Source organism: Achromobacter sp., from assembly GCF_057314935.1.
In genome coordinates this window covers 1-12,680 of record NZ_DBHKZA010000116.1, presented here as the reverse complement: position 1 = coordinate 12,680, position 12,680 = coordinate 1, and the positions used below count along the sequence as shown (strand labels likewise).

General features: G+C 67.6%; 5 protein-coding genes. 4 read left to right on the top strand and 1 reads right to left on the bottom strand.

Translation table 11 applies throughout. The features are described from left to right. Positions 1–155 precede the first annotated feature (155 nt). Positions 156–8,906, bottom strand: a complete 8,751-nt coding sequence (locus ACO6D5_RS27510; RefSeq protein WP_485827155.1) for a glycoside hydrolase family 94 protein — start codon at positions 8,904–8,906, stop codon at positions 156–158. A 214-nt stretch (positions 8,907–9,120) separates the two neighbouring features. On the opposite strand from ACO6D5_RS27510, the gene pgi reads away from it, so the two are divergent. The 4 genes from pgi to ACO6D5_RS27490 all read left to right on the top strand — a co-directional run. After that, positions 9,121–10,779: a glucose-6-phosphate isomerase gene (gene pgi, locus ACO6D5_RS27505; protein WP_485827154.1), complete on the top strand. Its 1,659-nt coding sequence runs from the start codon at positions 9,121–9,123 to the stop codon at positions 10,777–10,779. A 146-nt stretch (positions 10,780–10,925) separates the two neighbouring features. Then, entirely contained in the window at positions 10,926–11,654 is a 729-nt protein-coding gene (locus ACO6D5_RS27500; RefSeq protein WP_485827153.1) for a Crp/Fnr family transcriptional regulator, read from the top strand. A 22-nt stretch (positions 11,655–11,676) separates the two neighbouring features. Beyond that, positions 11,677–12,399, top strand: coding sequence for a Crp/Fnr family transcriptional regulator (locus tag ACO6D5_RS27495; protein WP_485827152.1), 723 nt, complete (start codon positions 11,677–11,679; stop codon positions 12,397–12,399). Positions 12,400–12,468: 69 nt separating this feature from the next. Then, positions 12,469–12,680 (top strand): helix-turn-helix domain-containing protein (locus ACO6D5_RS27490; protein WP_485827151.1); only part of this gene is annotated, 212 nt, incomplete at its 3' end.

The window sequence follows — 12,680 nt, the reverse complement described above, 5'->3', positions numbered from 1 at the left end:
TGGTCAGGCCACTGGACGAAATGTACCGGAGGGAATTCCGCTTGGGAATCGGGAATCCGCCATTTTTGGCAGTTTTGAGGGAAAACCACTAGTCCTCGCGCCAACCGCGTCTCCGCCTGGACAAGCGGGGACGCGGGGCGGGTCGGGCGCGGCCGCTACGGCCCGCGCGGTAGTTCGATGCGTACTTGCCGCAGTTGGCCATCGTCGCGCAATCGGACCACGCCGTCTTCCTGGTCGACGCCATCCAGCGCGACCCGCAGCGGACCGGCGGCACCAGGTACGCGCGCCGCGGTGACCACATAGGTCGCGCCGCCGAAGCGGTATTGCAGCGTGAAGCCGTTCCAGTCCGGGGGCAGGCAGGGGCGGAAGCTGAGCGTGTCGCCGCGCCGCCGCATGCCCAGCACCGACTCCAGGATCAGCCGGTACATCAACCCGGACGACCCCGTGTACCAGGTCCAGCCGCCGCGCCCCGACTGGCCCGGCGTGGTGTAGATGTCGGCGGCCATCACATAGGGCTCCACCTTGTAGGTGGCGGCGCCCGCCGGCGTATCGGCATGGTTGATGGGGTTGAGCATGGGAAGCAGTCGGCCGATGCGCGCTTCGTCCCGCAGTTCGCAGAAGGCCATCGCCGTCCAGATGGCGGCGTGGGTGTATTGGCCGCCGTTTTCGCGCACACCCGGCACGTAGCCGCGGATGTACCCGGGGTTCATCGGCGCCTTGTCGAACGGCGGCGTCAGCAGGCGGATCAGGCCAAGCTCGTCGTCCACCAGCCTGTCGTCCACGGCCTGCATGGCCGCGCGCGCGCGGTCCGGGCTGGCCACGCCGGACAGGACGGCCCAGCTTTGCGAAATGGAATCGATCTGGCATTCGGGGTTTTCGGCGGACCCGAGCGGGGCGCCGTCGTCGAAATAGGCCCGGCGATACCAGTTGCCGTCCCAACCGGCCTGTTCAAGATCCATGGCCAATTGCCGCGCCGTCGATTCGCAGAACGCGGCGAACGGCAGGTCGGCCCGCGCGCGGGCCAGCGGGGCGAAGCGGTTCAAGGTGTCGTGCAGGAAAAAGCCCAGCCACACGCTGACGCCGCGGCCGGCGTCGCCCACCTTGTCCATGCCGTCGTTCCAGTCGCACGAGCCGATGCGCGGCAGCCCGTGGGCGCCCAAGGCGTTCAGCGCATGCGTCAGCGCGCGCGTGCAGTGCACGTACAGGCTGGCGGATTCCCGGGACGGGGTGGGGTGGTCGTAGTTGGACGATTCTCCCGGGTTGAGCGGACGCCCTTCGATGAACCCCACGTTTTCTTCCAGTACGGCCATGTCGCCGGTGACGTCCACGTAGTGGCTGGTGGCGTACGGCAGCCACAGGTAGTCGTCGGAACATCGGGTGCGGATGCCCCGGTTGGAGGGCGGGTGCCACCAATGCAGCACGTCGCCTTGCACGAATTGCTGGGCCGCGCTGCGCAGCAGATGGGCGCGCGTCAGCTCGGGGCGCGCGATCGCCAGCGCCATCACGTCCTGCAACTGGTCGCGGAAACCGTAGGCGCCGCCCGATTGGTAATGGCCGCTGCGCGCCCATAGCCGGCAGGCCAGCGTCTGATACAGCAGCCAGCCATTGGCAAGCGTATTCACGGTGGCGTCCGGCGTCTCGACGCGCACGACGTCCAGCGTGTCACGCCAGTATTGCCGGACGGCTTGCGATTCGTGGGCGGCGGCGCCTGTTTCCCGATAGTGGCGGACCAGCCTCCGGGCCTCGTCGGCGCCCTCGGATGACGCGCCCAGCTGGAACAGGATCTGGGTGTCTTGCCCGTCGTCCAAGGTGGCGGGGACCTGGATGGCGGCGCAAGGGTCCAGCGCCGCGCCGCAACGGCCTGACAAGCGGCTGCGGCGCAGGGCTTGCGGGTGGCGCAGCGTGCCGTTCCTGCCGATGAACTCCTTGCGGTCGCCCGTCATGCTGCGGCTGGCGCTGTTGGTGTCGAAGTAGGCCACGTGCCCGGAGTAGTCGGCGTTGAAGCTGTTGCGGGCAAACAGGGCGCCGGTGTCGGCGTCGACCTCGGTGGTCACATGCATCGCGGACTTCGCGCGCAGGTCGCCCAGCACCCATTCCACATACCCCGTGGCGGACAGGCGCCGGCGGCGTCCGGACCGGTTGCGCAGCGTCAGGACGTAGAACTTGACGGGCGACGCTTGGGCGACGTGGACGCGCAATTCGGATTCGATGCCGTCCTCCACGTGCTCGAAGACGGTATAGCCGAAGCCGTGACGCGTGACGTAGGCCGATTCCCCGCCCGCAGGGTAAGGCGCGGCCGACCAGTAGTGGCCGCTGATCTCGTCGCGCAGATAGAAGGCTTCGCCGCAGGCGTCGGTCACGCCGTCGTTGTGCCAGGGCGTCAGGCGGAACTCATGGGCATTGCCCGCCCAGCTATAGGCCTGCCCGCTTTCCGAGACGACGGTGCCGACGGCGGCATTGGCGATGACGTTGACCCAGGGGGCGGGCGTGCGCTGGTCGCGCGTGGTGGTGATGACGTATTCCTCGCCGTCGGCCGTGAAGCCGCCCAGGCCGTTGGCGTGCAGCAGGGGCGCGGGCGCGGCGGCAGGCGGGATGTCGGCCGAGGCCGGCAAGGGCGCGGCCGATATCACGAGCGGCGCGACGCGCGTCTCGGGCAGCGCCAGGCGGTTGACCTGGTTGGCCAGCGTGCCCTGCGCGTCGCTGAGCGACACCCGGGAGACGGCCAGCAGCAGCGTGCGGTCTTCTTCGGAGATCTGGTCGCCCGGACGCACGAAGATGCCGCCCGGCCGGTCGATGATGTGCGATTCCACCCCGGCCGAAATCAGCCCCATCATGCGGTCCTGCAAGGCCTGGCGATAAGTGCCGGTGTCTTCGTTCCAGATCACCAGATCCACGACGACGCCCTTTTGCCGCCAATAGGCATGGGCCTGCACCAACTGGCGGACCAGTTCGAAATTGGCCGGATCCTTGATGCGCAGCAGCACGATCGGCAGATCGCCCGAGATGGCATAGCCCCACAGGCCGGACTGCCCGCGGCGGTTCTTGACGAGCGTCGCGGCGTCGGCCCGCAGCGTGGGGTTCTGATAGACGATGGCGTTGGCCAGGCGGGCGTACAGCTGGGCGTCGGCTTCGGTGGCATTCAGCTGGCGCACCAGCACCTGCGCATGGGTCCAGGCCAGTTCCAGCGCGCGATCCGCCAGATGGCGGTCCTGGTACTTGCTGATCAGGTTCATGCAGGCGCTGCGGCTGTCGCCCACGCCTTGCACCAGATCGACGACGGCGGTTTCTTCGGGTTCCAGCGTGATCGTGCAGCGGATGGCGGACACCGGGTCCAGCACGGAGCCCTGGCTGCCCGACAGCGGGCCGGGGGAGTCCATCGCCAGCGGATCGGCCACGGAGCGGCCGCGTCCCAGGAATTGCGCCCGGTCCGTTTCATACGAGGCGCGGCCCGGGTCGCCGCCGTGGATGGCCAGCAGCTGGAACATCCACGGCGGATTGTCTTCCGGGCTGCGGCCGCGCCGTGTGCTGAGGATGGCGCGTTCGGACGGCACGATTTCGGTCTGGATGAAGAGGTTGCTGAAGGCCGGATGCAGTTCGTCGGCCATGGCCGGCGCGATCACGACCTCGGCATAGCAGGTGATCTCCAGGGTGCGGCGTTCGCGCCCGCGGTTGGTCAGGCGGCAGCGCCGCAATTCGATGTCGTCTTCGGGCGATACGACGATTTCCGTATGCGTGTCGATCTGATCGTCGGTGCGCCGGAACTCCGCGCGTCCTTCCGAGAAGATCACTTCGTAATGGTCGGGGCGCTGCAAGGTCGGCTGATAGGACGTGGACCAGACGCGGCCGCTGTCCGTGTCGCGCAGATAGCAGAACGTGCCCCAGTTGTCGCAGGTGCCGTCTTCGCGCCAGCGCGTGACGGCCAGGTCCCGCCAGCGGCTGGAGCCCGCGCCGCTGTTGGTCACCATCACGTGATAGCGGCCGTTGGACAGCAACTGGACTTCGGGGATGGGCGTGTCGGCGGTGTCCAGCACGCGCACGGACACCTCGGCCTGGCCAGGCGGCGTGCTGCGGATCACCGACAGCTCGGTGGCCTTGGCGTAGGCGGCTGCGGCGCGTGGAACGCGTTCCTGAAGCAGCAGCATGGTGGCCTGGAACGAGGGGTCGGCCTCGAAGCGGGCCTGCATCGTGCGGCCCAGCAAGACGCTGGCAAGCGACAGGAAGCCCATGCCCTGATGGTGCGCCATGTAGGCGTACACGATGGTGCCGTTCTTGCCGGGCGGTTGACGGCGCGGCGTGTAGTCGATGGCCTCGTATAGCCCGTAACGCCCGATCAACTGGTCTTTGGCCAGCCGCTGCAGGTTGCGGCAGGCCTCGTCGGGCGCCACCATCAGCGCCAGCATCGACGCGTACGGCGCCACCACCACGTCATCGGCCAGACCGCGCTTCAATCCCAGCCCCGGCACGCCGAACGCGCGGTACTGGTAGTTCATGCCGACATCGAACAGGTTGTAGGCGCTTTCGGACATGCCCCAGGGGATGCCCAGCTTGTCGCCGTAATCGATCTGCGTGCGCACGGCCGACAGGCAGGTCTGATCCAGCAGGGTCTGGGGGTAGGACGGCATCACGAGCCGGGGCATCAGGTATTCGAACATGGACCCGCTCCAGGACAGCAGCACCGGTCCGCCCGGGGAATTGCTCAACTGCCGGCCCAGCGCGAACCAGGTCTCTTGCGGCAATTGCCCCTGCGCGATCGCCACGAAGCTGCCCAGGCGCGCCTCGGACGCCAGCAGGTCGTACAGGCCTTCGTCGCGCCGGCGCTCGGTCAGGTTGTAGCCGATGGCCAGAAGGCGGCTGCCCTTGTCGTACAGGAAGCCGTATTCCGCCACCGCCATGTCGGCCAGCGTGTCGGCCAGTTTCTCGAGTGCGGCGCATCGTTGGGTGGCACGGTCCGCCGCCAGCACGACAGCAAGCTCGGTTTGCAGCAACCACGCACGCTCGTCGGGCGTCGTGTCGGGCGCGGACAAGCGGGCCCGCAAGGCGGCAAGCACGCCGCCTCCTTGATCGGCTACCTGCTGCAGCGTGGGCATGTCCTGCAAGGCCGGGATGTCCTGCCACGGGGCGTCGGCGGGCCGGTCGGGCCATGGCGCCAGCAGGGCCAGTTCGTCGCGCGCCTCTTCGCACTGGCGCAACATGGCCTGGCAATGCCATAGCGGTTCAGCGTAGGCGGGCGCCTCGAAGGCTTCCAGCAGGCCGTAGCCGAGTTGGCGGATGTGCTCCAGGCGTTGCCGGGTCTGAGCCAGCGTCTTGGGCGCGCGGTCGCCCGGTACCTGCGCAGTCAGCAGCGCGGCATCCAGCACCTCCAGCGCAGGGAAGGCGTTGGCCGGCAAGCTGTCCCGCAGCACCGCCAGGGCGTCGGCCAGGCCCGCGAAGGTGCGCGGATGCAGGATCGGGGCCTGGGCCAGCGCCAGCAGCCCGGGACGCAGCGTCAGCAGGTGGCCGGCCAGATTGCCGCTGTCCACGGTCGAGATGTACAGCGGGTGCAGGGGGGCCAGCGTGAGAGTGTCGTACCAGTTGTAGAAATGGCCCAGGTAGCGCTCGAGCTTGCCCATCGTGCTTAAGGTGGCTTGCGTGCGTTCCATCAGACGGCCCGCCTGCAGGTAGCCGAAGTCATGCGCAGCCAGGTTCGACAACAGGGCCAGCCCCAGATTGGTGGGCGAGGTCCGGTGCGCGGTCGTGGGCGCTGGCCGGTCCTGCACGTTGTCCGGGATCAGCCAGTTGTCCTCGGCCCCGCCATGTCCATCGAAGAATGACCAGGTCTTGCGCGCCAGCAAGCGCAGGAACTGGTCCTGGCCGGGTGACAGCGCTGTTTTCGCGGCGATGGGCGGCCGGCTCAGGCGCCAGGCGATGGCCGGCATCAGGGCCCACAAGGCCAGCACCGGGACCGCCGCGGGCCAGGCCGACGGGTTCCAGCGCAGGACGCAGGCGCCGATCGCCAGCGCCAGCAGTGGCGACCCCCATACGGATAGCAGCCACGGGCCCGAACGCGCCGCGCCGTCGCGGTTGGTGACGTTGGACGGCTTCCATTCCAGCAAGCGGCGGTGCGAGATCGTCAGCCGGTACAGCGTGCGGCCAATGGCGTCCAGGTGGTAAAGCGCCTCGTGCGCCATTGCACTGAACGCAAACGCGGCCCGGCTGAACTGCTTGAGCGTCGACGGCACCCAGCCGACCAGATGCTGCGCCAGCAAGACATCGTCGCCCTTTCTGACCGCGCCGAGGGCCGAGGCGAACAGCGCGGGCAGGAACACGACCAGCACACCGGCCACCGTCCACAACCAGGGATGCGGCAGCAGGGTCCAGCCCAGCGCCATCAACAGCACCAGGCTGGGCGACACGAGGCTGCGCCGCAGATTGTCCAGGATCTTGCAGCGCGCCAGCCAAGCCAGAGGCGGCCCGCCCGCCGTGCCGGGCGGTCGCGGCGGGTGGCCGAACAGCCAGCCCAGCAATTGCCAGTCGCCCCGTATCCAGCGATGGCGGCGGCTGACATCGGCCGAATAGCGGGCGGGATGCCCTTCGAACAACTGCACATCGCTCAGCAGGCCCGAACGGGCGTAGCAGCCCTCCAGCAGGTCGTGGCTCAGCACGCGGTTGTCGGGAAAGCAGTCCTTCAGCGCCGCCTCGAACGCATCGACGTCATAGATGCCCTTGCCGACGAAAGACCCTTCCTTGAAGGTGTCCTGATAGACGTCCGATACGGTGTTGGTGTAAGGGTCGATGCCGGCGTCACCGCCATTAAGGCGCGCATAGGCGGAGGCGGCCAGGTCGGCCAGGTTGACGGCCACGCGTGGCTGGAGGATGCCGTACCCCCGCGTGACGCGACGCCGGACGGGATCGAACTGGGCCTGGTTCAGGGGGTGCGCCATGGCGCCGATCAGCTTCCAGGCGCTTTCCCGGGGCAATTCCGTGTCGGTGTCCAGCGTGATGACGTACTTCACGCCGGCCAGCGCATCCAGATCGCCGACCACGCACGAGAAGGCGCCCGTGCCTTGGCTGCGAAGCAGGCCGTTCAGATCGGCCAGTTTGCCGCGCTTTCTTTCCTGGCCCATCCACACCTGTTCGTGGGCGTTCCAGCGGCGAGGGCGGTGCAACAGGAAAAAGGGGCTTCGGCCCAGCCGCCGGTATTTGTGGTTCAGCGCCTGGACATGCGTCTTGGCGCGCTCCAGCAGCAACGCGTCCGCGGGCAGGTGTTCGGATGCCGCATCCGCGAAATCCGTCAGCAGGCAGAAGCTCAGGTTATCGCCCGGGTTCGCCAGGAACCGGATCTCCAGCGATTCGGCCAGCTGTTCGCCGTCATCGATGTCAATCAGCATGGACGGCACCGCGACCAGGCAGCGGGCAGCGTCCGGGATGCGTTTCGCGTAATCCATCCGAGGCAGGCGTTGCGGACGCACCAGCCAGGTCAGCGACCAGTTGATGACGGCAACCGACAAATGGCTGGTGCCGATCAATGACAGCACCGCCAATGCGGCCAGCGGCCAGGGCTGGGCGCCCGCCGAGCGGGCCACGAACACCAGCAGCGCGGACAAGGCGCCCGTCATCAACACGATCGCCGCCGCGTAGCCGGCCAGGGCCGTGCCGGGCGACAGGCGCGCCAACCGGTCCGTCACGCTCAGCCGGACCTTGCCCTGCTTCACCAGCTCGGCCAGGCCTTGATCAATCAGATAGAAGCCGACGTGCCGCCGGCGCGGGTCGGCGGGGGCGTCGGCATGGGCGTCTGGCGCCACCGCACGCGCCAGATCGATCGCCATGGTGGCCAGTTCGATCTCGGACCGCTCGGAATGCCTGGCCAGGCGCTCCACCCGATGGCGGTAGCGGTCCCGGGTCGGAAAGTCCATGCCGGCGTAGACCGCGGCGGGGTCCTGGCGCAACGTCTGCTCCACCAGGCTGATGGCTTCGACGAATTCGTTCCAGTTCGTCTTCGACAGCGCGCGCAGGCTGCCGATGCTGTTGCTGATGGAGACCTGGTCGGCCGCCTGCTGCTGGTTCTCGGCCACGACCATCTGCTCGATGGTCAGGTTGGATTGGGCCAGGCGCTGCTCGAACCAGGTCAATGGCAATGCCAGCGCCGGCCCGTGGCCTTGCAGGCGGCGGGCGAGTTCGGCCACGAAGGCGCCGTCTATGGGCGGATTCGACCGCGCCATGTTGGCGATGACGAGGATCAGGCTGGTGGGGTCGTCCTGCGCGGCCTTGCGCATGGCGTCGGCCCAGGTGTCCGCCAAGCCCCGGTTCATGTTGGCGTAGGCCAGGCGGATCGCCACGCGTCTCAGGTTCTCGATCAGGGCCAGGCGCATCATGATGGGAATGGCCCAGAGCTCGCCCAGCTGCAGGGGTTCGATCCGCTGATACGCGGCCACGAACGCGCTGATTCCGTCCGCGTCGATCCGCGCGTCGCTGTGCGAGATCATCTCCAGCGCGATGTCGTATACCCGGGGAAGCCCCTGCGAGGGGCCCGCGGCCAGCTTGGGCAGGCTGCGGCTGTACCCCTTGGGCAGATGCCGCTTGGCCAGCCGGATCTGTTCTTCGATCAGATAGAAGTTGTCCAGCAGCCATTCGTCCGCCGGCGTGATCTGGCGGTTTTGCTGCATGGATTCGATCAGCAGCGCGCAAGCCTGGGCCAGCAGCGACTGGTTTTCCGTCAACCGGGGCAGCAGGTTGTCCGGCGCGCGAAAGGCGCCCAGCGCATGGACATGCGCCAGCGCCTGGCCGTGCGCTTCCATCTGCTGGGCATTGAACAGTTCGGCGCGCAGCGGCGGCTCGCTTTCGGCGGAACTGAGCGAGGGCTTGCTGCGCGCGAACAGGTCGATCCATTCGGGGGCGGCCTCCAGGGAAGGCCAGGCTATGGGTTTCATTGATACTCGGTCGGACGTGATCCATTGGCGCAAAGGCGTCGCCAGGGTGGCGACGTCCCGCCTATAGAGTGACCAAGCGCGCGCGCCGGCTCTGTGCGCTACCGCACGGACGCGGCGCGAGGCCTATGCCATAACCGACGCGAGCCCGACCGCATCGCCATGCAACGTGCGACGTCCTTGTACGGGCCGGCTTTAGGGGCGGGAGGTGAAGTCGATGGACAGTCAGGATGCGGGGCAACAGGCCACACCGCGACTCACGCACGCGTGGCAGGCGCTGGCGGGCCATCTGCAAGCCATGCACCCGGCCCGCCTGCGGCAACTCTTCATGGAAGACCCGGCGCGCGGGGCGCGCCTGACGCTGGAGGCGGCGGGCTGGTATCTGGACTATTCCAAGAACCGGGTCACCCCGAGAACCTTGCAGCTTCTGGTGCAACTGGCCAAGGAATGCCGGCTGCCCGCGCGGATCGACGCCATGTTCCACGGCGACGCCATCAATGCCAGCGAAGGGCGCGCGGCGCTGCACGTCGCATTGCGCATGCCTGCCGGGCAGGCCGTGCAGGTAGACGGCCATGACGTCGGACCCGATGTGCAGAAAGCGCTGCGCCGGATGGCGGCACTGGCCATGCAATTGCGCGGCGGCGCCTGCCTGGGCGGCACCGGCATCCCCATCCGGAATGTGATCAACCTGGGCATCGGCGGGTCTGCGATCGGCGTGGAGATGGCCTGCGCGGCGCTTGAACACTACGCCCAGCCCGGCCTGCGGGTGCGCTTCGTGTCGAACGTGGACGGTGCGGATTTCGCGCAGGCCACGCAGGGCCTGGACCCGCGCGAAACGCTGTTCATTGTCTGTTCAAAAAGCTGGCAGACCTCGGAAACCCTGCACAATGCCGCGTCGGCGCGGGCCTGGTGCCTGCAGGCGCTGCAGGACGAAGACGCGTTGCAGGCGCATTTCGTGGCAGTGACGGGCAACCGCAAGGCCGCGATCCAGGCGGGCATCGCGCCGGACCGCGTATTGGAGATCTGGGACTGGGTCAACGGACGTTATTCGCTGTGCTCCGCCATGGGGCTGGCGCTGATGGTGGCGGTCGGGCCCGAGGCCTTTGGCGACATGCTGGCCGGCTGCCACGACATGGACACGCATTTCCGCAGCGCGCCGCTGGAGCGGAACCTGCCGGTCATGCACGGCTTGATGGCAATCTGGAACAACAACTGCCTGGGTGCGCGAACCGTTGCCGTCCTGCCGTACGACCACCATCTGCGGCTTTTTCCGTCTTACGTGCAGCAATTGATGATGGAAAGCAACGGCAAGTCCGTGACGCAGGAGGGCGCGCCCGTGGCGGGGCACACCGGCCCCGTGTATTGGGGCGCTTGCGGCACGAACGGCCAGCATTCCTTCCACCAGCTGCTGCACCAGGGCACCCAGATGGTGCCCTGCGATTTCATCGGGTTCCTGATGCCGCTTGCGGCCTCGGCCCGTCAGCATGAAGAACTGCTGGCCAACATGTTCGCGCAGGCCGAAGCGCTGGCGTTCGGTCAGGCCTTGGCCGATGGCGGCGCCGCAGCCACGCCGCACCGCCATGTGGAAGGCAACCGTCCCAGCAATACGCTGCTGGCCGCCCGGCTGACCCCGCATGCGCTGGGCGCGCTGGTGGCGATGTATGAACACAGCGCCTTTACGCAAGGGGTGGCATGGAACATCGATTCCTTCGACCAGTGGGGCGTGGAACTGGGCAAGACGCTGGCGCTGCGCATCGTCCACGAACTGCGCGCCGGCATGACGGGCATGCAGAACCATGACAGCTCCACACGGGGGCTGATGCAGAAATACCTGGACGCCAGGATGGGAAAGACAAACCGGGGGACGGAGCAATAGTGCGCTACCCTGGAGGCACTCTGTTCGGCAGCGCACCAAGCGCCTGCCGATTACCCTTGCCGAACGGGTAAGGCCTGTCGGAGCGCCTTCGGATTGCGCCCGCCCGACTCGCGGGACTGCATTGGGCTTGTTGCAGGGGAGCCGCCATGCCTGACTCACACGATCCCACCCAGAACCACCTGCTGGCGGCATTGCCTCCAGAAGAGCAGGACCGCCTGTTTCCGCTGCTTGAACGCGTCGCGATGCCGCTTGGCAAGGCGCTGTACGAACCGGGCGGCCGCATGCGGCACGTCTGTTTCCCCGTCGATTGCATTGTCTCGCTCTTGTGCGTCATGGAAGACGGCGCGTCGACCGAAATCGCCGTCGTGGGCAACGAGGGCATCGTCGGCGTGTCGCTCTTCATGGGCGGAGAGACCACCCCCAGCCGCGCCATTGTGCAAAGCGCCGGCTCGGCCTACCAGTTGAAGGGCCAGGCGCTGAAGGACGAATTCGACCGGGGCGGCGCCATGCAGCACCTGTTGCTGCGTTACACGCAGGCGCTGTTGACGCAGATGGCGCAGACGGCCGTGTGCAACCGGCACCACTCGCTGGACCAGCAGCTTTGCCGCTGGCTGTTGCTGAGCCTGGACCGCTTGCGGTCCAACGAGATCGTGATGACGCAGGAACTGATCGCCAACATGCTCGGCGTGCGGCGTGAAGGGGTGACCGAGGCGGCCGGGCATCTGCAGGCGGCGGGCTTGATCCGCTACCGTCGCGGCCACATCCAGGTGACGGACCGCGTCGGGCTCGAGGCGCGCGTGTGCGAGTGCTACACCGTAGTCCGCGACGAATACGAGCGCCTGCTGAGCCGGCGCGCCGAGGCAGTACGCCCCTGACGGGGCGAACCGGAAACCGAACGTGCCACTTGCCCGATCCGTGTATGAAGACGTGCCCAACCGCTTGCTTGAGGCGTTGCCCGGGCGCGAACGGGCCAGGTTGCTCGGACGCTTCGAAGCGGTCGAACTGGTCTTTGGCCAATGCTTGCTGCAGCCCGGCGGGCGCATGGGCGACGTGTACTTCCCGACGCGCAGCTACATCTCGCTGATCCTGCCGCTGGCGCGCGGCCCGTCGCTGGAGGTCGGGTTGATCGGCAACGAAGGCATGTGGAGCGTCGACGTGCCGTTGGGCACCGATACCTCGCAACTGCGTGCCGTGGTGCAAGGCGGCGGAATCGCCTTGCGCATGCGCGCGGACCTTTTCCGGCAGGAGCTTGACGCCAGCCTGGCGCTGCGCCAGTTGATCAATGGTTACACGGTGGTCGTGCTGCAGCAGCTGGCGCAGGCGGCCGCCTGCATGCACTCCCATCTGGTCGAGGGCCGGCTGGCGCGCTGGCTGCTGATGACGCAAGACCGCGCCCACGCCGACCATTTCCATCTGACCCACGAATACCTGGCCCACATGCTGGGCGTGCGACGGGTGGGCGTGACCGTGGCGGCGTCGGCGCTGCAGCAGCGCAAGCTGATCGCCTACCACCGCGGCGACATCGCCGTGCTGGACCGGCGCGGCCTGGAGTCGGCCGCGTGCGAGTGCTATGCGGCTGATCTGCTGAGCTATGCCCGGATCAATGGGCCGCCCAAGTGAGCCGGGTGCGTTGACGCCCGTCGGTTTCCCTTAAACTGGGCGTCTTTGCCAGCCGCCTGGAATGTTTCAATGAGATCGACCCGCGCCAAAGCCCCGCTTCCCGCCGCCCAGCCGCGTCCCCCTCGGACCAAACCCGCCGAAGTGCGGCTTGAGGAGTTGATGGCCGCCGCGGAGAAGCTGTTCCTGGCCAACGGCGTGGAAGCCACCACCATCAGCAGCATCGTGGAAGAGGCGAAAGTCGCCAAAGGCACGTTCTACCACTACTTCGCCGCCAAGACCGA

What these genes read in the sequence shown, in the direction of transcription:
- ACO6D5_RS27500 (WP_485827153.1), top strand. Translation starts at nt 10,926, where the DNA reads ATGCCTGACTCACACGATCCCACCCAGAACCACCTGCTGGCGGCATTG.
- ACO6D5_RS27510 (WP_485827155.1), bottom strand. Translation starts at nt 8,906, where the DNA reads ATGAAACCCATAGCCTGGCCTTCCCTGGAGGCCGCCCCCGAATGGATC.
- pgi (WP_485827154.1), top strand. Translation starts at nt 9,121, where the DNA reads ATGGACAGTCAGGATGCGGGGCAACAGGCCACACCGCGACTCACGCAC.